This is a genomic window from Streptomyces spiramyceticus (genome assembly GCF_028807635.1).
Taxonomy (GTDB): Bacteria; Actinomycetota; Actinomycetes; order Streptomycetales; family Streptomycetaceae; genus Streptomyces; species Streptomyces spiramyceticus.
Window position 1 is genome coordinate 4,869,218 of the sequence record NZ_JARBAX010000001.1, and the last position, 21,946, is coordinate 4,891,163.

General features: G+C 69.8%; 22 protein-coding genes, 5 tRNA genes and 1 pseudogene. 22 read left to right on the plus strand and 6 right to left on the minus strand.

The annotated features are described in order from the left end of the window. Window positions 1-195 precede the first annotated feature (195 nt). From PXH83_RS22395 to PXH83_RS22430, 8 genes are all read left to right on the plus strand, one after another. Entirely contained in the window at window positions 196-915 is a 720-nt protein-coding gene (locus tag PXH83_RS22395; protein ID WP_274562318.1) for an HAD family hydrolase, read from the plus strand. Window positions 916-1,002: 87 nt separating this feature from the next. After that, window positions 1,003-1,074 (plus strand) — tRNA-Gln (locus PXH83_RS22400). A 23-nt stretch (window positions 1,075-1,097) separates the two neighbouring features. Further along, a tRNA-Glu gene (locus PXH83_RS22405) sits at window positions 1,098-1,170 on the plus strand. A gap of 63 nt (window positions 1,171-1,233) precedes the next feature. Continuing rightward, window positions 1,234-1,306: transfer RNA gene (locus PXH83_RS22410), tRNA-Glu, on the plus strand. A gap of 30 nt (window positions 1,307-1,336) precedes the next feature. After that, window positions 1,337-1,408 (plus strand) — tRNA-Gln (locus tag PXH83_RS22415). Window positions 1,409-1,432: 24 nt separating this feature from the next. Then, window positions 1,433-1,505 (plus strand) — tRNA-Glu (locus PXH83_RS22420). A 96-nt stretch (window positions 1,506-1,601) separates the two neighbouring features. Beyond that, the gene (locus PXH83_RS22425) at window positions 1,602-2,507 is read left to right on the plus strand and encodes an MEDS domain-containing protein (RefSeq protein ID WP_274562319.1); all 906 of its coding nucleotides are present in this window, start codon (window positions 1,602-1,604) and stop codon (window positions 2,505-2,507) included. After that, the gene (locus PXH83_RS22430) at window positions 2,497-3,468 is read left to right on the plus strand and encodes an MEDS domain-containing protein (RefSeq protein WP_274562320.1); all 972 of its coding nucleotides are present in this window, start codon (window positions 2,497-2,499) and stop codon (window positions 3,466-3,468) included. Before PXH83_RS22425 ends, PXH83_RS22430 begins: the two co-directional genes overlap by 11 nt. A gap of 44 nt (window positions 3,469-3,512) precedes the next feature. On the opposite strand, the gene ndgR is transcribed toward PXH83_RS22430, so the two are convergent. Next, window positions 3,513-4,232 (minus strand): IclR family transcriptional regulator NdgR, encoded by a 720-nt coding sequence (ndgR, locus tag PXH83_RS22435; protein WP_028813744.1) that lies wholly within the window; start codon window positions 4,230-4,232, stop codon window positions 3,513-3,515. Window positions 4,233-4,406: 174 nt separating this feature from the next. Here ndgR and leuC point away from each other — a divergent pair, with 174 nt between their 5' ends. The 4 genes from leuC to PXH83_RS22455 all read left to right on the plus strand — a co-directional run bounded on the left by leuC (window position 4,407) and on the right by PXH83_RS22455 (window position 7,653). Next, window positions 4,407-5,831, plus strand: coding sequence for a 3-isopropylmalate dehydratase large subunit (gene leuC / locus PXH83_RS22440; protein WP_274562321.1), 1,425 nt, complete (start codon window positions 4,407-4,409; stop codon window positions 5,829-5,831). Window positions 5,832-5,842: 11 nt separating this feature from the next. After that, on the plus strand, window positions 5,843-6,436 hold the full coding sequence (gene leuD, locus PXH83_RS22445) for a 3-isopropylmalate dehydratase small subunit (RefSeq protein ID WP_274562964.1): 594 nt from the start codon (window positions 5,843-5,845) through the stop codon (window positions 6,434-6,436). A 192-nt stretch (window positions 6,437-6,628) separates the two neighbouring features. After that, complete coding sequence (locus PXH83_RS22450; protein WP_028813741.1) at window positions 6,629-6,856, plus strand: SCO5555 family protein; 228 nt, start codon at window positions 6,629-6,631, stop codon at window positions 6,854-6,856. Window positions 6,857-6,999: 143 nt separating this feature from the next. Next, a complete protein-coding gene (locus tag PXH83_RS22455; protein WP_274562323.1) occupies window positions 7,000-7,653 on the plus strand; it encodes an HU family DNA-binding protein in 654 nt (217 codons plus the stop codon). Between the two features lie 84 nt (window positions 7,654-7,737). Here PXH83_RS22455 and PXH83_RS22460 read toward each other — a convergent pair whose 3' ends face one another. Then, window positions 7,738-7,941, minus strand: coding sequence for a hypothetical protein (locus tag PXH83_RS22460; RefSeq protein ID WP_274562324.1), 204 nt, complete (start codon window positions 7,939-7,941; stop codon window positions 7,738-7,740). A 243-nt stretch (window positions 7,942-8,184) separates the two neighbouring features. Continuing rightward, window positions 8,185-8,835 (minus strand): annotated as a pseudogene (gene cofC / locus PXH83_RS22465) (2-phospho-L-lactate guanylyltransferase); the annotation flags it as partial. 176 nt (window positions 8,836-9,011) lie between these two features. On the opposite strand from cofC, the gene PXH83_RS22470 reads away from it, so the two are divergent. From PXH83_RS22470 to PXH83_RS22480, 3 genes are all read left to right on the plus strand, one after another. Continuing rightward, the gene (locus tag PXH83_RS22470; RefSeq protein WP_274562326.1) at window positions 9,012-9,764 is read left to right on the plus strand and encodes a lysophospholipid acyltransferase family protein; all 753 of its coding nucleotides are present in this window, start codon (window positions 9,012-9,014) and stop codon (window positions 9,762-9,764) included. Then, window positions 9,761-10,774, plus strand: a complete 1,014-nt coding sequence (locus PXH83_RS22475) for an NAD(P)H-dependent glycerol-3-phosphate dehydrogenase (RefSeq protein WP_274562327.1) — start codon at window positions 9,761-9,763, stop codon at window positions 10,772-10,774. Before PXH83_RS22470 ends, PXH83_RS22475 begins: the two co-directional genes overlap by 4 nt. 167 nt (window positions 10,775-10,941) lie before the next feature. Continuing rightward, window positions 10,942-12,099, plus strand: a complete 1,158-nt coding sequence (locus PXH83_RS22480; protein ID WP_274562329.1) for a D-alanine--D-alanine ligase family protein — start codon at window positions 10,942-10,944, stop codon at window positions 12,097-12,099. 15 nt (window positions 12,100-12,114) lie between these two features. Here the strand turns inward: PXH83_RS22480 and PXH83_RS22485 are convergent, their stop codons facing one another. Together PXH83_RS22485 and PXH83_RS22490 are read right to left on the minus strand one after the other, a co-directional pair. Further along, complete coding sequence (locus tag PXH83_RS22485) at window positions 12,115-12,543, minus strand: DUF3515 domain-containing protein (RefSeq protein ID WP_274562966.1); 429 nt, start codon at window positions 12,541-12,543, stop codon at window positions 12,115-12,117. Between the two features lie 65 nt (window positions 12,544-12,608). Continuing rightward, window positions 12,609-12,842 (minus strand): Lrp/AsnC family transcriptional regulator, encoded by a 234-nt coding sequence (locus PXH83_RS22490; RefSeq protein ID WP_159686611.1) that lies wholly within the window; start codon window positions 12,840-12,842, stop codon window positions 12,609-12,611. 203 nt (window positions 12,843-13,045) lie between these two features. On the opposite strand from PXH83_RS22490, the gene PXH83_RS22495 reads away from it, so the two are divergent. After that, window positions 13,046-14,017, plus strand: a complete 972-nt coding sequence (locus PXH83_RS22495; protein WP_274562330.1) for a thiamine-phosphate kinase — start codon at window positions 13,046-13,048, stop codon at window positions 14,015-14,017. A 30-nt stretch (window positions 14,018-14,047) separates the two neighbouring features. Further along, a complete protein-coding gene (gene thiD, locus PXH83_RS22500) occupies window positions 14,048-14,851 on the plus strand; it encodes a bifunctional hydroxymethylpyrimidine kinase/phosphomethylpyrimidine kinase (protein WP_274562331.1) in 804 nt (267 codons plus the stop codon). A gap of 154 nt (window positions 14,852-15,005) precedes the next feature. On the opposite strand, the gene rpmB is transcribed toward thiD, so the two are convergent. Next, complete coding sequence (gene rpmB, locus PXH83_RS22505; protein ID WP_003957616.1) at window positions 15,006-15,191, minus strand: 50S ribosomal protein L28; 186 nt, start codon at window positions 15,189-15,191, stop codon at window positions 15,006-15,008. Between the two features lie 242 nt (window positions 15,192-15,433). On the opposite strand from rpmB, the gene PXH83_RS22510 reads away from it, so the two are divergent. The 5 genes from PXH83_RS22510 (at window position 15,434) to PXH83_RS22530 (ending at window position 21,908) form a co-directional block, all read left to right on the plus strand. Continuing rightward, window positions 15,434-17,062: a DAK2 domain-containing protein gene (locus PXH83_RS22510; RefSeq protein WP_274562333.1), complete on the plus strand. Its 1,629-nt coding sequence runs from the start codon at window positions 15,434-15,436 to the stop codon at window positions 17,060-17,062. A 270-nt stretch (window positions 17,063-17,332) separates the two neighbouring features. Next, window positions 17,333-19,552, plus strand: a complete 2,220-nt coding sequence (gene recG / locus PXH83_RS22515; protein ID WP_274562334.1) for an ATP-dependent DNA helicase RecG — start codon at window positions 17,333-17,335, stop codon at window positions 19,550-19,552. Window positions 19,553-19,613: 61 nt separating this feature from the next. Next, a complete protein-coding gene (gene rsmD / locus PXH83_RS22520) occupies window positions 19,614-20,198 on the plus strand; it encodes a 16S rRNA (guanine(966)-N(2))-methyltransferase RsmD (RefSeq protein WP_274562335.1) in 585 nt (194 codons plus the stop codon). A gap of 26 nt (window positions 20,199-20,224) precedes the next feature. Then, window positions 20,225-20,704, plus strand: a complete 480-nt coding sequence (coaD, locus tag PXH83_RS22525) for a pantetheine-phosphate adenylyltransferase (protein ID WP_274562968.1) — start codon at window positions 20,225-20,227, stop codon at window positions 20,702-20,704. A gap of 97 nt (window positions 20,705-20,801) precedes the next feature. Beyond that, window positions 20,802-21,908, plus strand: a complete 1,107-nt coding sequence (locus PXH83_RS22530; RefSeq protein ID WP_274562336.1) for an ATP synthase F0 subunit B — start codon at window positions 20,802-20,804, stop codon at window positions 21,906-21,908. Window positions 21,909-21,946 lie beyond the last annotated feature (38 nt).

Below are 21,946 nucleotides of genomic sequence, written 5' to 3' on the forward strand. Positions count from 1 at the left end.
CAACGCCGTCGTCTGGGACATCGACACTGCGTTCTTCGGGGGATAACCCCCGATCCCCCAGCCGTGGGGGCGGCTCGGGGGTAGCGTCGCGCTCATCCGATCAACGCCGTCGTCTGGGACATCGACACTGCGTTCTTCGGGGGATAACCCCCGAACCCCCAGCCATGGGGGCGGCTCGGCGGTAGCGTCGCTCCCATGCCGATCAACGCCGTCGTCTGGGACATCGACGACACGATCTTCGACTACGCGACCGCCGACCACGTCGGCATGCGGGACCACCTCAGGGCCGAGGGGCTCGCCGACGGCTACGCCACCGTCGATCATGCCCTTGCCCGATGGCGCGAGATCACCGAACTCCACTGGGCGAGCTTCGCCTCGGGTGAGACCACCTTTGAGGGGCAGCGCCGGGACCGTGTGCGGTCGTTTCTCGGTGTGCCGCTGAGCGACGACGCGGCCGACGACTGGTTCGGCCGGTACGTCGCCCACTTCGAGGCCGCCTGGAAGCTGTTCCCCGACACCGTTCCGGTGCTCGACGTCCTGGCCGAGGACTACCGACACGCCGTGCTCTCCAACTCCAGCGTCCACAACCAGGACCGCAAGCTGCGCGTCCTGGGAGTGCGCGACCGTTTCGAGGCTCTGCTGTGTGCCGCCGAACTGGGTGTGTCCAAGCCCGCCGCCGAGGCCTTCCACGCCGCCTGCGACGCGCTCGGCCTGCCGCCCCACGAGGTCGCGTACGTCGGCGACCAGCCCGACATCGACGCCGGCGGCGCCGACGCCGCCGGTCTGGCCGGGATCTGGCTCGACCGGGGCGGACTCGGCGGCCGCCCGGACCTCGTGCGCATCACCGGGCTTGAGCAGCTACCTGGGCTGTTGCGGGGCGATACCCGTTTTGGAGCGCCGTCCACCTTCGGGTAATGTTCTTTCTGCGCCGCCCGAGAGGGCCGAAAGGTCTGGCCGGAAGGCGCAAACCAAACAAACCCCCACCAGGGGGTTGTGTTTTGGTGGGCTATGGTGTAATTGGCAGCACGACGGTTTCTGGTTCCGTTAGTCTAGGTTCGAGTCCTGGTAGCCCAGCTCTGCAGAGCTCATCTGCAAAGGCCCCCGTTGTGTAGCGGCCTAGCACGCCGCCCTCTCAAGGCGGTAGCGCCGGTTCGAATCCGGTCGGGGGTACAGATCCTTTCTTTCCACCACCTCCGGGTCGCTCCTGGATGCGGTGACGTAGGGATCGCCAAGGCCCCCGTTGTGTAGCGGCCTAGCACGCCGCCCTCTCAAGGCGGTAGCGCCGGTTCGAATCCGGTCGGGGGTACTGGTCTAAACCAATAGGTCTAAACCACCATGGGCTATGGTGTAATTGGCAGCACGAGGGTTTCTGGTTCCCTTAGTCTAGGTTCGAGTCCTGGTAGCCCAGCGCAGTACAACTCGCAGTAAACAGGCCCCCGTTGTGTAGCGGCCTAGCACGCCGCCCTCTCAAGGCGGTAGCGCCGGTTCGAATCCGGTCGGGGGTACGCACAGAGAAGACCCTCCGCGATGCGGAGGGTCTTTCTCGTATGCGGGCACTACGGGCACTACCGCACGCGTGAACCCGCCGCCATAATCCGCGCATGGCGCTCCTCCATGGCATGCACCGTACGGTCGCCGTCGCCGATCTGCGCGTCGGGGACCACGCCTGTCTCTTCTTCGGCTCGAAGGAGGAGCAGTTGTCCGTGCTGGGATCCCTGGTCGTCGCGGGCCTCGCGGCCCGGCAGAAACTCCTGTTCCTCGCGGGCAGCGACGGCCCCCACACTCCGTACGACCTCCTCGACCGCTGCCGCATACCCCTCCCGGCGGGCAACACCCGCGACGACGGCGTGGCGGAGCGCATACAGATCATGGACGCCGAGGAGTTCTGCCTGTACGCGGGCCACGTCGAACCCAGGCGCATGGTGGGCCGGTTGCGCAAGGAGGCCGACCGGGCGCTCACCGAGGGCTATGCCGGTCTGCGCATCGTCGGCGACATGAGTGTGGCCATCCGCGACGAGGACGCGCTGGGGCAACTGCTGCAGTACGAGGCCCTGCTCGCCCGGGAGTTCAGGCGCGGATCCACGCTCGCCGTCTGCCAGTACGACGCACGGCGCTTCGACACCGCACAGCTGAAGGCCTTCGCCTCCGCACACCCGAGGAGCGTCGACGTCGAACCCCTCGTGCGTACCGCGGAGTTACGCGTTGTCCGTACGTACCATCCGAGCGGGCTCCGGGTGGAAGGAGTCGTGGACATCCGCACGCACCGGCATCTGCGCGGCGCACTGGGCACGCTGGAGCCGGTCGACGGCGATGTCCAACTCGACCTGTCGCGCCTGGAGTTCCTCGACCTCGGCGGGCTGCGCCTGCTGATGGCGTTCGCCGGATCACGCCGTGCGGGCAGCCAGGTCGAACTGGCCGGTCTCGCACCGCATCTGCGCGAAGTGATCGCACTCGTCGGCTGGGACGACACTCCCGGTCTGCGACTGGGAGCGGACCATGTCAACTGACCGTGGTGCGAACGGCAGAGGCTTCGTTCACCACGCCTCGCTCTACGACAGCGACGAGGCGTTCCTGGCGATGGCCCTGCCGTTCGCCGAGGCGGGACTGGAAGCGGGGGAGCCGGTTCTGGCCGCGACCACACCCGCGAATATCGAACTGCTCCGGGACGCCCTCGGGAAACGCGCCCACGCACTGGACACCGCGGAGACGGCATATTTCGGCCGCCGGCCCGTGGAGCGGATCTCGTCCTTCCTGCGCTACTGGAACCACCGGCAGGTGCCCGGCCGCGGGATGCGGATCATGGCCGAGCCCGTGTGGTCGGGCAAGTCCGCGCGTCAGATCGCGGAGTGGAAGCGGATGGAGTCGGGGCTGAATGTGCTGCTCGCGGAGGCTGCCGACCTCTGGATGATCTGCCCGTACGACACCAGGACGGTGCCCCGCGACATCGCGGAGGCGGCCCACGCCACGCACCCCGGCCATGTGGTCGGGTCCGAGATCCTCCCCAGTGCGGCATACGTCGATCCGCATGCCTACGCAGCGGCTGCGGACGCCCCGCTGCCGGCGCCGCCCGGTGGTGCCGCCGTGCTGGAGGGGCGTGCCACCCCGGCCGCCGTACGCCGCTTCGTACGCGACCGGGCCGAGGCGGCGGGCCTCGCGGGGGCACGCCTGGCGATGGCCGAGACCGTGGCCAACGAGGCGCTGACCTACCTGATGAGCCACGGGGCCACCGGCGCGCGGGTGTGTGCCTGGGAGGAGCCCGGTGTCCTCGTCTGGGACCTGTTCGCCGGGGACCGCGCGCCCGCACCGGCCACCTGGGCGGGATTCGCACCGCCCGGCGCACAGGCCGGCGCCGATGACGGGCTGTGGCTGATGCGCAACCTCTGCGAATCGGTGGAGATCCGCACGGTGGACGGCCGGCTGAGGCTGCGCCTGCGGTACGCGGGGGCGACCAACGCCGAGCGGCTCTGAGCCGACGGCGTTCCCGCCCCCGGCTTCCGCCCGCACCGCCCGGATCAGCCGCCGGAGCGGCGCAGGGCCTCCGACAGGCGCGCGGCCGAGTCGATGACCGCCTGGGCGTGCATCCGGCCCGGGTGGCGGGTCAGCCGCTCGATCGGTCCGGAGACCGAGACGGCGGCGACCACCCGGTTGGAAGGACCGCGCACCGGCGCCGACACCGAGGCCACGCCCGGCTCCCGCTCGCCGATCGACTGGGCCCAGCCACGGCGGCGTACGCCGGAGAGGGCGGTCGCCGTGAAGCGGGCGCCCTGGAGACCGCGGTGCAGGCGCTCCGGCTCCTCCCAGGCCATCAGGATCTGGGCGGACGAGCCCGCCTTCATGGTCAGCGTGGAGCCGACGGGGACGGTGTCCCGGAGTCCGGACAGCCGTTCCGCGGCGGCCACGCAGATGCGCATGTCTCCCTGCCGGCGGTAGAGCTGCGCGCTCTCGCCGGTCACGTCACGCAGGTGCGTGAGCACGGGCCCTGCCGTGGCCAGCAGCCGGTCCTCGCCCGCTGCGGCAGACAGTTCCGACAGCCGGGGGCCGAGGATGAAACGGCCCTGCATGTCCCTCGCCACCATCCGGTGGTGTTCCAGTGCCACGGCAAGGCGATGTGCCGTGGGTCGTGCGAGCCCGGTCGCCGCGACCAGCCCGGCGAGGGTGGCCGGACCGGACTCCAGAGCGCTCAGTACCAGAGCTGCCTTGTCGAGAACGCCGACGCCGCTAGAGTTGTCCATGCGTCGATACTCGCGTCTCACTCTGTGAAACGCAAGTTCAATTTTCTCGGGAACTTGCGAATCTGGAGGGGAGGCCACACGACGGCCCGTAGCCACCGCCCTGTACGGGGGTCCGGACGGGGGCGACCCGATCTCTAGATGGGTCCGGCGAAGACGCCGGCCGAAGGGAAAGCGATGGGTAGGACACTCGCGGAGAAGGTCTGGGACGACCATGTCGTCAGGCACGCCGACGGCGAGCCCGATCTCCTCTTCATCGATCTGCACCTGCTGCACGAGGTGACCAGCCCGCAGGCCTTCGACGGCCTCCGCAAGAGCGGTCGCCAGGTGCGCAGGCTCGACCTCACCATCGCCACCGAGGATCACAACACCCCGACCATCGACATCGACAAGCCGATCGCGGACCCGGTCTCCCGGGCCCAGCTGGAGACGCTGCGCAAGAACTGCGCGGAATTCGGCGTCCGGCTGCACCCGCTGGGCGATGTCGAGCAGGGCGTCGTCCACGTAGTGGGACCGCAGCTGGGACTGACCCAGCCCGGCACCACCGTGGTCTGCGGCGACAGCCACACCTCGACCCACGGCGCGTTCGGCGCGCTGGCCTTCGGTATCGGTACGTCGCAGGTGGAGCACGTACTGGCCACCCAGACGCTGCCGATGGCCCCGCCGAAGACCATGGCGATCACGGTCGAGGGCGAACTGCCCGCCGACGTAACCGCCAAAGACCTGATCCTCGCGATCATCGCGAAGATCGGCACCGGCGGCGGTCAGGGCTATGTGCTCGAATACCGCGGTTCCGCCATCGAGAAGCTCTCGATGGAGGCCCGGATGACCATCTGCAACATGTCGATCGAGGCCGGCGCGCGGGCGGGCATGATCGCCCCGGACGAGGTCACCTTCAACTACCTGAAGGGCCGCGTACACGCCCCGCAGGGCGAGGACTGGGACGCCGCCGTCGCGTACTGGCAGACGCTGCGCACCGACGACGACGCCGTTTTCGACGCCGAGGTCGTCATCGACGCCGCCGAACTGGCCCCGTTCGTCACCTGGGGCACCAACCCGGGCCAGGGCGTGCCGCTGTCGGCGAACGTCCCCGACCCTGCTTCGTACGAGGACGCTTCGGAGCGCTTCGCCGCCGAAAAAGCCCTGGAGTACATGGGGTTGACCGCCGGGCAGCCGCTGCGTGAGATCAAGGTCGACACCGTCTTCGTAGGCTCGTGCACCAACGGCCGCATCGAGGACCTGCGTGCCGCGGCCGCGCTCATGGACGGCCGCAAAGTCGCCGACGGCGTACGGATGCTGATCGTTCCCGGTTCCGTACGGGTCGCCCTCCAGGCCATCGAGGAGGGCCTGGACAAGGTCTTTACGGCATCGGGCGCCGAATGGCGGCACGCCGGCTGCTCGATGTGTCTGGGCATGAACCCGGACCAGCTGGCCCCCGGTGAGCGCTCCGCGTCCACTTCCAACCGCAACTTCGAGGGCAGGCAGGGCAAGGGCGGCCGTACCCACCTGGTGTCGCCGCAGGTCGCCGCGGCCACCGCCGTACTGGGCCACCTGGCCGCGCCCGCAGACCTGTCCGACGCTCCGACGCTCGTGGAGGCCTGAGCAGCATGGCCATGGAAGCTTTCACCGCACACACCGGCCGGGCCGTCCCGCTGCGCCGCAGCAACGTCGACACCGACCAGATCATCCCGGCCCACTGGCTGAAGAAGGTCACCCGCGACGGCTTCGAGGACGGGCTTTTCGAGGCCTGGCGCAAGGACCCGGAGTTCGTCCTCAACCGCCCGGAGCGCAAAGGCGCCACGGTTCTGGTGGCGGGTCCCGACTTCGGTACGGGCTCCTCGCGCGAACACGCCGTGTGGGCCCTGCAGAATTACGGCTTCAAGACCGTGATCTCCTCGCGGTTCGCCGACATCTTCCGCGGCAACTCGCTCAAGAACGGCCTGCTGACCGTCGTACTGGACCAGAAGACGGTCGACGCGCTCTGGGACCTGGTCGACGCCGACCCCACGGCCGAGATCACGGTGGACCTCCAGGACCGTCAAGTTCGTGCCAAGGGCATCACGGCGGACTTCGAACTCGACGAAAATGCCCGCTGGCGGCTGCTGAACGGTCTGGACGACATCAGCATCACCCTCCAGAATGAGCCAGACATCGCGGCGTACGAGGCCGGTAGGCCGTCGTTCAAGCCGAGTACGGTGCAGCTCTGACCCCTCGTATCACCCCGTTGCCCCCCGCCGATCACGGCGGGGGGCAACGGCATGTTCCGGCCTCAACTGGCCTGTAAGTGCGGGGAAGTTGACGATTTTTCGGGGCACATCGGCCAGGTCTCCTGGAGGCCCGGATTCCACTAGTTGCCCCCGCCGGAGGCGACAACTCGCCCCAGATGGCACAATCGGTGCATGGAACGCGACAGCCAACTCAAGCTCTATGAGGCAGTCGCGGACCGGCTGAAAGAAGCACACACAAGGGTGCGCACACTGCAAGTCCCGGAGGGCGTACGGATGGCGCTGACCCGGAAGCTGCTGGTCATAACGGCCGCGGCGAAACACGATCTCGCCGATGCGGCAAGGCGCCTGGACAGGTTGATGAAGGACCTCGACGAGGGTCGATTCCCTGAAGGCGACTGAGACCTGCGGAACTCTGCCAGGTCTACTTCGTTGCGGCACTAGGGTGATTAGCCCGTTTCGTGTTTGATTTGCGGTATATATCTGCCTAACGTGCGAAAAAGCTTGAACACATTCGTTCTGGCAATGTCTCCGAAGGGGAAGACGTGAACAAGGCGCAGCTCGTAGAAGCGATTGCCGACAAGGTCGGCGGCCGCCAGCAGGCCGCCGACTCGGTCGACGCGGTACTCGACGCGATCGTCCGTGCGGTTGTCGCCGGCGACCGTGTTTCGGTCACCGGATTCGGATCGTTCGAGAAGGTCGACCGTCCGGCCCGTTACGCCCGCAACCCTCAGACGGGTGAGCGCGTGCGGGTCAAGAAGACCTCCGTTCCGCGTTTCCGTGCGGGACAGGGCTTCAAGGACCTGGTCAGCGGCTCGAAGAAGCTCCCCAGGGGCGGCGAGGTTGCCGTGAAGAAGGCGCCCAAGGGCAGCCTGACCGGCGGTGCTGCCCCGACGGTCAAGAAGGCCGCGGCGAAGAAGGCCGCCGCCAAGAAGGCCGCGGCGAAGAAGGCGCCCGCGAAGAAGGTCACCGCCGCCAAGAAGGTGGCGGCGAAGAAGGCGCCCGCGAAGAAGGCTCCCGCCGTGAAGGCCGCGGCGGCCAAGAAGGCGGCCCCGGCGGCGAAGAAGGCCGCGGGCGCCGCCAAGAAGGCCGCCGCCAAGAAGACCGCGCCGGCCAAGAAGGCCACCGCGAAGAAGGCACCGGCCAAGAAGGCCACGGCGCGCAAGACCACCGCGAAGAAGACCACTGCCAAGAAGTAAGGGCAGCAAGGAACACGCGCCGGGCCGGGCTCCCTCCGGGGAGCCCGGCCCGCGGTGTTTACGCGCCCCAGCCGGGGCCCCGGATCAGAAGGTCTGGAGCGTCACCAGCGTGATGCGCAGATCCGCACCCTCGCCCTCCGCCTCGATACGCACCCGCTGCCCGGGGCGCAGCAGCCGCAGGCCGCCCGCGTCGAAGGCCCGGGCGTCGAATTCCACCGGGGTGCCGTCGTCGAGCAGCACACTGCCGCTGCGGGTCTCGGAGTCGTACGTGTACGCGGTCGCCTGCATGGCCGCAGCGTACCTATACAAGCGGCGGCCCGTCGGCTAGGGGGTGTCCGGTCGGTCTCCGCGGCGTCGCGGGGCTTGGCACGCACATCTGCGGCGTTGTCGTCGGTCACTGACTCCCCCAAGTTCTCGACTGCGCTCGAACAGGGGGACCCCCATCGCGTCGCCTCCCTCCTCCGCCTTGCAGCTGCACGCACCAAGCCCCGCTCCTTCACCCACGGAGACCGACCGGACACCCCCGAGGGCCTCGCTCTGCCGGGCCGTGCGCGGGCCGACACCGAGCGTCAGCGCCGCTCGCAGATCGTTACCGGTGTCCACGTCCTGGCGTACGGAATCCACCGCGTCGAGCAGGATTTCCCGCGCCCCGGAAGCGGAATGCCGGGCACGCGAAGGGCCGCCGAACGACGGCGCCAATTCCGCACCGGGCGCAGCAGAAAGCAGAGTCGTCCCGATTCCCGCCGCGTCCGCCAGAAATGCACGAGGAAATACGGCCGCATAATCGAGCACCTGCTGCAATTCGGCGGGACGCAGTGCGGGCAGATCCGCATTCAGCGCGGCGACCGCTGCGCCCGGCCGCAGCGCCCGTATCGTGCGCGCCCCGTGCGTCAGGGCGGCGTTGAGGCCCGCGCCCGGGGTGTCCGCCACTATGCGCGCCCCGAGGGTGGCCAGGGCGGCCCCCGCCGAGGCGTCGTCCGTGACGACCACCACATCACGTACGGCAGGACAGGCCAGCGCCGCGGCCACCGTGTCCTGGGCAAAGGCGAGAGCGAGCCCCGGACGCAACGCGTCGCCGACGAAGGGGGCGAGCCTGCTCTTGGCCAGCAACAGGGGCTTCAGCGGGACGACCAGGGACCAGGGAGCGGTCCGGAGCGTGTTCAGTGGCAAGCCTCCGTCCAATGCGCGGCCCAATGCGCGTCGGGCCCCATTGTGGCCTGTCCGTGCGGCAGTCAGGCGGTCCGGGCGCGTACCCGGGGCGTACGGTGTTCTCGACAGACAGGGGGCATGGGGCGACACTTGTGCGGCTGACCAGGCACACAAGTACAAGCAGCCCGGTCCTAGAGGAAGGTGTCCGAGTGTCCCGCCGCAGAATCGGCTTCTGGTACCGCCTGGCGGCGGTCATCGCTAAACCGCCGCTGGTGGTTCTGTTCAAGCGGGACTGGCGCGGAATGGAGCACATTCCGGCCGAGGGCGGATTCATCACCGCGGTGAATCACAACTCGTACCTCGACCCGCTCTCCTACGGGCACTTCCAGTACAACACCGGACGCGTTCCCCGCCTGCTCGCCAAGGCCGGTCTGTTCAAAACCCCTTTCGTCGGCATGATGCTGCGCGGTACGGGCCAGATCCCCGTCTACCGCGAGACCACCAACGCACTTGACGCTTTCCGGGCCGCCGTGGACGCCATCGAGCGCGGCGAATGCGTCGCCTTCTACCCCGAAGGCACCCTCACCCGCGACCCCGACATGTGGCCCATGGCCGGCAAGACGGGAGCGGCGCGCGTGGCCCTCCTGACCAAGGCACCCGTCATTCCGGTCGCCCAGTGGGGCGCCAACTTGGCGATGCCGCCGTACGCCAAAGAGGACAAACTCCGGCTCTTTCCGCGCAAAACCCTTTCGGTGCAGGCCGGACCGCCGGTCGACCTCAACCGGTTCTACGACATGGAACCGACCCCCGACGTGCTGCGCGACGCAACCGAGGCCATCATGGCCGCCATCACCGAGCAGCTCGCCGAACTGCGCGGCGAAACCGCGCCCGCCCAGCCGTACGACCATCGCAGGGCCCGTGCGCAGCAGCGGCGCGAGGCCGAAGGAGAGAGCGCAAAGTGACACGCCAGCCGGTCAAGGCGGCCGTATTCGGAACGGGCTCCTGGGGTACGGCCTTCGGCATGGTGCTCGCCGACGCGGGCTGCGAGGTGACCCTCTGGGGCCGCCGAGCCGAGCTCGTCGACGCCGTCAACACCACCCGTACCAACCCGGACTACCTGCCGGGCATCGAACTCCCTGCGGCGGTACGGGCCACCACCGACCCCGCCGAGGCCGCACAGGGCGCCGACTTCACGGTGCTCGCCGTGCCCTCGCAGACGCTGCGCGGGAATCTGGCCGCCTGGGCGCCGCTGCTGCGCACCGACACCGTGCTCGTATCCCTGATGAAGGGCGTCGAACTCGGCACCGCGAAGCGGATGAGCGAGGTGATCGAGGAGGTCGCCAAGGTCCCCGCCGAGCGCGTCGCCGTCCTCACCGGGCCCAACCTCGCCAAGGAGATCGCCGCGCGCCAGCCGGCGGCAGCCGTGGTCGCCTGCCGCGACGAGGAGACGGCCATCCGCCTCCAGTCCGCCTGCCACACGCCGTACTTCCGCCCGTACACCAACACCGACGTCGTCGGCTGCGAGCTGGGCGGCGCCGTCAAGAACGTCATCGCGCTCGCCGTCGGCATCGCGGACGGCATGGGCCTCGGCGACAACACCAAGGCGTCGCTGATCACCCGCGGACTCGCCGAAACGACCCGCCTGGGCCTCGCGATGGGCGCCGACGCGCACACCTTCGCCGGCCTCGCCGGCATGGGCGACCTGGTCGCCACCTGCTCGTCGCCGCTCTCGCGCAACCACACCTTCGGTACGAACCTCGGCCGCGGCATGACGCTCCAGGAGACCATCGCCGCGACCAAGCAGACCGCCGAGGGCGTCAAGTCCTGCCAGTCCGTGCTGGATCTGGCGCAGCGCCACGGTGTCGACATGCCGATCACCGAGACGGTCGTGAGCATCGTCCACGAGGGCAAGCCGCCGATCGTCGCGGTCAAGGAACTGATGTCACGCAGCGCCAAGCCCGAGCGCCGCTGAGCCCTTCCAGACGCACCGCTCGCACCGCTTCGCGGGCTTCCCGATGCTGCGGTGGCCTCCGGCCCCGGGCCCGGGAAGCTCCGGCCACCGGCCCGGGGCGCCGGGCAGCACGCCGCGCCGCGCCCGCACTCCACGGCGCCGGATGTGCACGGTAGTCTCATCGCGATATGAGCAGCGAGAACCTCCCCCAGAGCCCTGCGCAGGAGTCCCGCAAGCCGCGGGTGGCCGTCGTTTTCGGCGGTCGCAGCTCCGAGCACGCCATCTCGGTCGTCACGGCCGGCGCCGTACTGCGGTCCATCGACCGTGAGAAGTACGACGTACTGCCGATCGGCATCACGACGGACGGCCGCTGGGCCCTGACCGCCGACGATCCCGACCGGATGGCCATCGCCGACCGCGCGCTGCCGAGCGTCGAGGACCTCGCCGAGTCGGCGGAGGGCGGCGTGGTGCTTTCGGTCGACCCGGGCAGCCGCGAAGTCGTCTACAGCGAACCGGGCGCGGTGCCCAAGGCGCTGGGCGAGGTCGACGTGGTGTTCCCCATGCTGCACGGCCCGTACGGCGAGGACGGCACCCTCCAGGGCCTCCTCGAACTCGCCGGTGTCCCGTACGTCGGCTCAGGTGTGCTCGCATCGGCCGTCGGCCAGGACAAGGAGTACATGAAGCGGGTGTTCATCTCCTTCGGGCTGCCGGTCGGCCCGTACGAGGTCATCCGCCCACGCGAGTGGGAGAACGACCCCTCCGCAGTACGCAAGAAGATCATCGGCTTCGCCGGCGACCACGGCTGGCCGCTCTTCGTCAAGCCCGCCCGCGGCGGATCGTCCATGGGCATCACCAAGGTCGACGACCTCTCCGGTCTCGACGAGGCGATCGAGGAGGCGCGGCGCCACGACCCCAAGATCCTGGTCGAGTCGCTGCTGCGCGGCCGTGAGATCGAGTGCGGTGTGCTGGAGTTCGAGGACGGCCCGCGCGCGAGCGTGCCCGCCGAGATCCCGCCCGTCACGTCCCACGACTTCTACGACTTCGAGGCCAAGTACATCGACTCGGCGGCCGGCCTCGTGCCCGCGCCGCTGACCGAGGAGCAGACCGCCGAGGTACGGCGCCTCGCGGTCGACGCCTTCGACGCCGCGTCCTGCGAAGGCCTCGTACGCGCGGACTTCTTCCTGCTGGACAGCGGGGAGTTCGTGATCAACGAGATCAATACGATGCCGGGCTTCACGCCGATCTCGATGTACCCGCGCATGTGGCAGGAGACCGGCGTCTCCTACCCGGAGCTCGTCGACCGGCTGATCCAGGCCGCGCTGCGCCGCTCCACGGGCCTGCGCTAGAGCGCGAAGGGTGCGCTAAAGACTCTTGGGCACCGTCTTCTTCACGGCCCCCGCGAAGGCTGCCAACGGCGTGACGTCGTGGGCGTACTTCGCGGGGAGCGTGACCTCGACGTAGGCGTCGCGGTAGGTGGTGGTGAAGCGCTGGCGGGCGTCGCCCTGCGGCTCCAGCATCCAGTTCACGCCGTCCGCTTCCACCGCCTTGGCCCGGGGGTCGCTCATCTTCTCCGGCCGGGGCACACCGCAGCGCAGTACGATCGCCGGATCTCCCCACACAGCGGTGAGGTCCGACTCCGGCTCCGCGGTGCGCCGCTCGTGCCCCGCGACGGACTCCGGCAGCTCCCGGTGCAGCGCCCGGCACATCCCGGCCTCTTCCACGGACGGAGCGGGAGCAGGGACCGCCACGGCGTCGTCCGTGAAGGAGCAGCCGGCGGCGGCGAGCAGCATCAGCGCGGCGGACGGCAGGCAGAGAAGCCGGCGGGAAGAAGTCACCGGCCAAGCGTAGACGGGGGCTAGATGTGCACGACCGGGCAGGTCAGGGTGCGGGTGATCCCGTCCACTTGCTGGACCTTGGCGACCACCATGCGGCCGAGGTCATCGACCGTATCGGCTTGCGCGCGCACGATCACGTCATAGGGTCCTGTCACGTCCTCGGCCTGAATCACTCCCGGGATCTTGCCGATGGTCTCGGCGACGGTCGACGCCTTTCCGACCTCGGTCTGGATGAGGATGTACGCCTGTACCACGGAACCTCCAGGGCGGCCACGAGGATCATGTGGGGAGAAGAGACGCCACCGTATCGCGTCGTCGTGGGCATCGGGGAGACCCGCGCGCCCGCCGACGCGGGGAGCGCGGCGTACGGAGAACTTAAGTTGACGTATGAGTTGACGGTACCTACAGCAGTGATGGCTCGCGACCGCAAGCGCACTGGGGCAGAAGGGGCATATCCATGAAGGGCACAGTGGGCGAGCTGGGCGAGTTCGGGCTCATCAGGGAGCTGACCTCCCGGCTCACCACCACACCGGCGGTACGTCTCGGGCCCGGCGACGACGCCGCGGTCGTGGCGGCACCCGACCGACGGGTCGTGGCGAGTACGGACATCCTGCTCGAAGGCCGCCACTTCCGGCGCGACTGGTCGACGGCGTACGACGTGGGCCGCAAGGCGGCGGCCCAGAACCTCGCCGACATCGCCGCCATGGGCGCGGTCCCGACCGCGCTGCTCCTCGGCCTCGTCGTCCCCGCCGAACTTCCCGTCGCCTGGCCGACCGAGCTGATGGACGGCATCAGGGACGAATGCCAGGTCGCGGGCGCCGCAGTCGTGGGCGGCGATGTCGTACGCGGGGACACCATCACCGTCGCGATCACCGCGCTCGGCGATCTGCGCAATCACGAGCCCGTGACGCGGTCCGGCGCCCAGCCCGGCGATGTCGTCGCGGTCACCGGCTGGTTGGGCTGGTCGGCGGCCGGGCATGCGGTGCTCTCGCGCGGCTTCCGCTCGCCGCGCGCCTTCGTCGAGGCGCACCGGCGCCCCGAGCCGCCGTACCACGCGGGCCCCGCGGCCGCCGGGCTCGGCGCCACCGCCATGACCGACGTCAGTGACGGGCTCGTCGCCGACCTCGGGCACATCGCGGAGGCCAGCAAGGTCCGTATCGACCTGCGTTCCGGGCTCATCGACATCCCGACCCAGATGTCGGACATCGGGCAGGCGGTGGGTGTGGACCCGCTGCAGTGGGTGCTCACCGGGGGAGAGGACCACGCGATCGTGGCGACGTTCCCGCCGGACGCGAAGCTGCCCGCCCGCTGGAAGGTGATCGGCGAGGTCCTCAACCCGTCGGTGCTGCCGCAGGTGACGGTCGACGGGGCGCCCTGGACCAGCAAGGGCGGCTGGGACCACTTCGGCGACATTGAGACGGCTCCGTAGAACCGGGTGGGACCGGCTAGATTCGCAGGCATGCGAATACTTCCTTGCGTCCTCACCGTCGCCGGATCGGATTCCGGCGGCGGTGCGGGTATCCAGGCGGATCTCAAGACGATGCTGGCGCTCGGCGTGCACGGCATGAGCGTGCTGACGGCGGTCACCGCGCAGAACTCCCTGGGCGTGCAAGGCGTCTGGGACCTTCCGGTCGAGGCCGTACGGGCCCAGTACCGCAGCGTCGTCGACGACATCGGCGTACAGGCCGTCAAGACCGGCATGCTGTCCTCGGCCGAACTGGTCGAAACCGTCGCGGAACTGCTGGCAGACACCGGCGCCCCGGTGGTCGTCGACCCGGTGGGCGTCTCCAAGCACGGAGACCCGCTGCTCGCCACCTCCGCCCTCGACGCCGTACGCAAGCGCCTTCTGCCGACGGCGACCGTCGCCACCCCGAACCTGGACGAGGTGGCGCAGCTCACCGGCGTACGCGTGGAATCCGAGGCCGACATGCGGCGGGCGGGCGACGCGATGCTCGAATTCGGGCCGCGCTGGGTCCTGGTCAAGGGCGGCCACCTGCCCGGAGACGCGCTGGACCTGCTGACGGACGGCCGCGAGGAACACTGGCTCCGCGCCCCGAGGCACGACAACCGGCACACGCACGGCACGGGCTGCACCCTGGCCTCCGCGATCGCGTCGGGACTCGCGAAGGGGCTCGACGTGCCGCAGGCCGTGGCCGCGGCCAAGGAGTACGTGACCGAGGCCATCGCCGCCGGGTTCGCACTCGGCGCGGGGATCGGCCCGGTGGATCACGGCTGGCGGCTCAGGCGCAGTCCTTCAGCCTGATGTCGGGGGGTCAGGTCCCCACCTCTGCCGGCAACTCGACGGCGAGCGGCTGGAGCTCACCGTCCCGAGCGCAGTGCCGGCACACAAAAAAACCGGCCCACCCGAAGGTGGACCGGTTCTTAAGCAACCAGCAGGTGGCCGCGCTTGGCATACGTCAGCGCGAGACCTTGCCGGCCTTGATGCACGAGGTGCAGACGTTGAGCCGCTTCGGCGTCCGACCGACCACTGCACGCACGCGCTGGATGTTGGGGTTCCAGCGACGAGACGTACGGCGGTGCGAGTGCGAAATGTTGTTGCCGAAGCCCGGCCCCTTGCCGCAGACGTCGCAGTTGGCAGCCACGGGTCACTCCAAAGACTTCAGGTGCACTTACAGTGGATCCCGGCATGCCGGGATCGAAGAATCGAGTGGCGTAGCCGGGGGAAAGTCCCGATTTTCATCGGGCAACCGGAGCAGCATACATCGGCTGCTCCCGTACAACGAAACTACCATGGCTGCCGCGGCCCCCGTCCCGGCCCCTGCCTCTGAGCGGGCCCCTTGCGGGACTACCCTGCGGTGCTAACCGCTCTCAAGGAGGACGCCAGGTGCCGCAGACCCTCGACGCCGTCGCGGTGCGAGCCTGGTGCTCACTGGCCTTGGAAGCGCTGGGCAGAGCCCGCGAGGAAATCGACGCGATCAACGTCTATCCGGTCGCGGACGGAGACACCGGAACCAACCTCTATCTGACCGTGGAATCCGCCGCCCAGGCGGTCGAAGCCGTCTTCACCGCGCACGAGACCGTGACGGACCCGGCATCGGTGCCCGCTCTCGCGGACGTCGTACGGGCGATGGCTCACGGCGCGCTGCTGGGGGCGCGGGGCAACTCGGGCACGATCCTGGCGCAGCTGCTGCGCGGCATGGCGCAGGTGCTGTCCGACGACTCGACCGCCCTGCGCGGCGCCCTGCGCAAGGCGGCCGAATCGGCGTACCGGGCGGTCGCACACCCCGTGGAGGGCACCGTCCTGACGGTGGCCACTGCGGCGGCCACCTCGGCGGAGACCGTCGACGGAGGGACGGTGGAGGTGGCGCGTGCGGCGTACGAAGGGGCGCGCACGGCCCTCGACGCGACACCTGGGCAGCTGGAGGTGCTGGGCCGCGCGGGTGTCGTCGACGCGGGCGGGCAGGGGCTGCTGACCGTACTCGGCGCGCTGGTCGAGGCGGTCTCGGGCGAAGCGGTCGCTGTACGACGGCGCGGAGAGCTGCCACACCCGGTGGACCACTGCCCGGCGGACTCACCGGACTCGGCGGGCTCTACGGAGGGGGCCGGCGGCCCAGCCTTCGAGGTGATCTATCTGCTGGAGGCGGACGACGCGGCGGTGGATCGGCTGCGGACCCGTCTCGACGGCCTCGGCGACTCGCTCGTGGTCGTCGGCGGCGACGGCCTCTGGAACGTCCATGTGCACGTGGACGACGCCGGCGCGGCAGTGGAGGCGGGCGTCGAGGCAGGCCGCCCGTACCGCATCCGCATCACCCACTTCGCCGCCGACCGTGGCGCACCCCGCCGCGAGCGGGCCCAGCGGGCGGTCGTGGCCGTGGTCCCCGGCGAAGGCCTGGCGAGCCTGTGCGCCGAGGCGGGCGCGACCACGGTGCTCGCACGCCCCGGGGAGCCGCCCGCGAGCGGCGAGCTGGCGGAGGCGATCCGGCGCGCGCACGCGCGCGAAGTGGTCCTGCTGCCCAACGACGCCGACCTGCGACACACGGCAGCCGCAGCGGCGGAACAGGTCCGTACGGAAGGTGTACGGGTCGCGCTCATCCCCACCCGCGCGGCGGTCCAGGGCATCGCGGCCCTCGCCGTCCACGAGCCGGACCGCAGCTTCGACGAGGACGTGGTGGCGATGACGTCGGCGGCGGGAGCCACCCGCTACGGCGAACTCACCGTCGCGGAACGGCAGTCCTGGACGATGGCGGGCATCTGCCAGGCCGGCGACGTGCTCGGCCTGATCGACGGCGATGTGGTGGTGATCGGTTCCGACCTGACGGCGGCGGCCCGTACGGTCCTGGACCGGATGCTGGCCGCGGGCGGCGAAATGGTCACCCTGGTCCTGGGCGAAGAGGCGCCGGAGGGGCTGGCGGAGTACCTGGAGGCCCACGTCCGCGAATCGCACCTGGCGGTGGACACGGTGACGTACGACGGCGGTCGTCAGTCGTCCCCGCTGCTGATCGGCGTGGAATGAGAGCGCCCGGGAACAGGGCCCGCGGCATCGCGGATCCTGTTCCCGGGCGCTTCGGGCACACCTGTCGGGCCCCGAGCCAGAGCCATGGTGTCCAGTGACTCCGCCTGTGCGTGAACGCGGTGGCTTCTCACTCGCCCGCTGATGCGGACTCATGACGGACAAGCCCTGCCCGATGCCGAAGGGCATGCTGCGAAGGTAGCGCCTTGCAGGCGTCTGTGCTCCCGGATTCCGGGATCGGGCGGCCGCCAATTGTCAGAGCGATAGTGTCCAATGGATTCCGTGCCCGCGCTCGACGAACCACTCAAGAAGACGCTCGGCGGCACCACCGCGAAGGTGATGGCCGAGCACCTCGACCTGCACACGGTCGGCGACCTGTTGCACCACTACCCGCGGCGGTACGCCGAGCGCGGCGAGCTGACGCAGCTCGCCGACCTCCCGCTCGACGAACACGCCACCGTCGTCGCGCAGGTCGCCGACGCCCGCGTCCTGAGGTTCAACAACGGCAAGGGCCAGCGGCTGGAGGTGACCCTCACCGACGGCAGCGGACGGCTTCAGCTGGTCTTCTTCGGCAAGTCGATCTACCACCACCAGAAGGAACTGCTCCCCGGCCGCCGAGGCATGTTCTCCGGCAAGGTCGGCATCTTCCGCAATGTCCGCCAGCTGTCCCACCCGGCGTACGAAATGCTCGGCAAGGACAGCGGCGCGGACGCCGTCGAGGCGTGGGCGAACCAGCTGATCGCGCTCTACCCGGCCTGCGCGCAGATGGAGAGCTGGAAGATCGCCAAGACCGTCGACCTGGTCCTGGCCTCCTTGGAAGCCACCGGCTGGCAGGAGGTCGCCGACCCCCTGCCGCCCGCCCTCCGCGAGGGCCGCGGACTCACAGACCTGCCCGACGCGTTCCGCAAGGTGCACCGGCCCCGTACGAAGGCGGACATCGCCGAGGCACGTGAGCGCCTCAAGTGGGACGAGGCGTTCGTCCTCCAAGTCGCCCTCGCCCGGCGCCGGTTCGCCGACACGCAGCTCCCGGCGGTCGCGCGTCGACCCGTCCCCGGCGGCCTGCTCGACGCCTTCGACGCCAAGCTGCCCTTCACCCTCACCGACGGCCAGCAGAAGGTGTCGAAGGAAATCTTCGACGACCTGGCCACCGAACACCCCATGCACCGCCTCCTCCAGGGCGAGGTGGGCAGCGGCAAGACCATGGTCGCGCTGCGCGCGATGCTCGCCGTCGTCGACGCGGGCGGCCAGGCCGCGCTGCTCGCGCCCACCGAGGTGCTCGCCCAGCAGCACCATCGCTCCATCACCGAAATGATGGGCGAGCTGGCCGAGGGCGGAATGCTCGGCGGCGCGGAGCAGGGCACCAAAGTCGTGCTGCTCACCGGATCCATGGGCATGGCGGCCCGTCGGCAGGCCCTGCTCGACCTGGTCACCGGCGAGGCCGGAATCGTCATCGGTACGCACGCGCTGATCGAGGACAAGGTGCAGTTCCACGACCTCGGCCTGGTCGTCGTCGACGAACAGCACCGGTTCGGAGTCGAGCAGCGCGACGCCCTGCGCTCCAAGGGGAAGCAGCCCCCGCACCTGCTGGTGATGACGGCGACACCCATCCCGCGCACGGTAGCGATGACCGTCTTCGGCGACCTGGAGACCTCGGTCCTCGACCAGCTCCCGGCCGGCCGCTCGCCGATCGCCACCCATGTCGTCCCGGCCAAGGACAAGCCGCATTTCCTCGCCCGCGCGTGGGAGCGCGTGCGCGAAGAGGTGGAGAGCGGGCATCAGGCGTACGTTGTCTGCCCCCGCATCGGCGACGACGAGGACGAGCCGAAGGGCGCGAAGGCCGCCAAGAAGAAGGCCGCCGCCGACGAGGACCCCGAGAAGCGGCCGCCGCTCGCCGTTCTGGAGATCGCCGATCAGATCGCCTCGGGCCCCCTCAAGGGCCTGCGCGTCGAAGTCCTGCACGGGCGGATGCAGCCCGACGACAAGGACGACGTGATGCGCCGCTTCTCCGCCGGCGATGTGGACGTCCTGGTCGCCACGACCGTCATCGAGGTCGGCGTGAACGTCCCCAACGCCACCGCCATGGTGATCATGGACGCCGACCGGTTCGGCGTATCGCAGCTGCACCAGCTGCGCGGGCGCGTCGGCCGTGGCTCGGCCGCCGGGCTGTGTCTGCTGGTCAGCGAGATGCACGAGGCGAGCCCGGCCCGCGCCCGCCTCGCAGCCGTGGCCGCCACCCTCGACGGTTTCGAGCTCTCCCGTATCGACCTGGAACAGCGCCGCGAGGGCGACGTACTCGGGCAGGCCCAGTCGGGCGTCAGGTCGTCGCTGCGGATGCTCGCCGTCATCGACGACGAGGAGGTCATCGTGGCCGCCCGCGAGGAGGCCGTCGCCGTCGTCACCGAGGACCCCGACCTCGAACGGCTCCCGGAGCTGCGCACCGCCCTGGACGCGCTTCTCGACAAGGAGAGGGAGCAGTACCTGGACAAGGGTTGACAATGGGGGGAGCAGGATCCCCTCCACCCCCACGGCATACGACCCCGAGGACCCGACACCCATGACCCGCGTGATCGCCGGCACGGCCGGCGGACGCCGCCTGGCCGTCCCGCCGGGCAACGGCACCCGCCCCACCTCCGACCGTGCGCGCGAAGGCATGTTCTCCACGTGGGAGTCGCTCCTCGGCTCGCTGGAGGGCATCCGGATCGCCGACCTGTACGCGGGCTCTGGCGCCGTAGGCCTGGAGGCGCTGTCCCGCGGCGCAGTGCACGCCCTCCTCGTCGAGGCCGACGGCCGGGCAGCCCGCACGGTCCGGGACAACGTCCGCACGCTCGGCCTCCCCGGCGCCGAAGTCCGGGCGGGCAAAGCGGAACAGATCGTCACAGGCCCGGCGCCCGAGGCCCCGTACGACGTGGTGTTCCTCGACCCGCCCTACGTCGTCACCGACGACGATCTTCGCGAGATCCTCCTCACACTCCGCACTCAGGGGTGGCTCAAAGACGATGCCCTCGCCACCGTTGAGCGCAGCACAAGAGGTGGCGAATTCAAGTGGCCCAAGGGATTCGAGCCGCTGCGGGCCCGTCGCTACGGCGAGGGCACGCTTTGGTACGGTCGCGCCGCCTCTACGTGCGAAGACGCACGATGACCGGACCGGAGAGCGAGGGACTACAGATGCGCCGCGCCGTCTGTCCCGGGTCATTCGACCCGATCACCAATGGACATCTCGACATCATTGCCCGCGCCTCCAAGCTGTACGACGTCGTACACGTCGCGGTGATGATCAATCAGTCGAAGCAGGGACTGTTCACGATCGAGGAGCGGATCGACCTGATCCGCGAGATCACCGCCGAATTCGGCAATGTCGAGGTCGAGGCCTTCCACGGCCTTCTCGTCGACTTCTGCAAGGAGCGCGACATCCCGGCCATCGTCAAGGGCCTCCGCGCGGTCAGCGACTTCGACTACGAGCTGCAGATGGCCCAGATGAACAACGGCCTCTCGGGCGTCGAGACCCTGTTCGTCCCGACCAACCCCACCTACAGTTTCCTCTCCTCCAGCCTGGTCAAGGAGGTCGCGGCCTGGGGTGGCGACGTCTCCCATCTGGTCCCCCCGAGGGTCCTCGGCGCTCTCACCGAGCGCCTCGCGAAGAAGTGACATCCTGACGGACCGTCACCAGGTGTCGGGCGGGGGCCGACTGCCCGTACAGTCGTCCCGTCCGTCTCCAGCCGGAAGAACAGGTGGCGAGCACACGGTGGACGTGCAGAAGAAGCTCGACGAGATCGTCGAGGCGGTCGGCAGCGCCCGGTCCATGCCCATGTCGGCCTCGTGCGTGGTCAACCGCGCCGATCTGCTCTCGATGCTCGAAGAGGTGCGCCAGGCGCTGCCCGGCTCCCTCGCACAGGCCCAGGAGCTGATCGGCGGCCGCGAGCAGCTGGCCGAACAGGCCCGCCAGGAGGCCGAGCGGATCATCGAGTCCGCGCACGCCCAGCGCGGCTCGCTCATCTCCGACACCGAGGTCGCCCGGCGCTCCCAGGAGGAGGCCGACCGCATCCTCGCCGAGGCCCGCCGTGAGGCCGAGGAGATCCGCGCCGAGGCCGACGAGTACGTCGACTCCAAGCTCGCGAACTTCGAGGTCGTCCTCACCAAGACCCTCGGCTCCGTCGACCGCGGCCGCGAGAAGCTGCTCGGCAGGGGCCCCGGCCTCGACGAGCAGGGCTACGCCGACGAGGAGGCCCCCGAGCGCAGCCACGACCCGGAGACCCTGCGTCAGCGCGCGGACGAGTACGTCGACACCAAGCTCGGCGCCTTCGAGGCCGTGCTCTCCAAGACCCTCGACGCTGTCGGCCGCGGCCGGCAGAAGCTGCACGGACGCGTGGCCTCGGACGATCTCGGCGCGCACATGGTGGCCCAGGACGGCGCGGGGCAGCAGCACAGCAGCGACGCGGACTTCCTCGCGGACCTCGCCGAGCCGCAGGGCGCACTCGCGCCGCAGGACGTGGTGCCGATGGACGTGGTGCCGATGGACGTCGTGCCGGTGCCGGAGCAGCCGCAGATCCCGGCGCAGCAGCCGTACGACCCGTACGGCTACCAGCAGCCGCAGCCGCAGCAGCCGCAGGACCCCTACGCGTACCAGCAGCACCAGCAGGACCCGTACGCCGGTCAGCAGCAGGACCCGTACGGCTACCAGCAGCAGGACCCCTACGCGTACCAGCAGCAGGGTTACGACCAGGGCTACGGCCAGCAGCCGCAGGTGCCCGCACAGCCCCCGCAGCAGGCCGCCGCGCTGGACGAGACCAGCCTTTTCGACACCAGCATGATCGACCTCGATCAGCTGCGGGAGTACGAGCAGGGGCGTTAGGGGTCTCCGGTCACCGGATTGGGCCCTGAGCGAAGCGT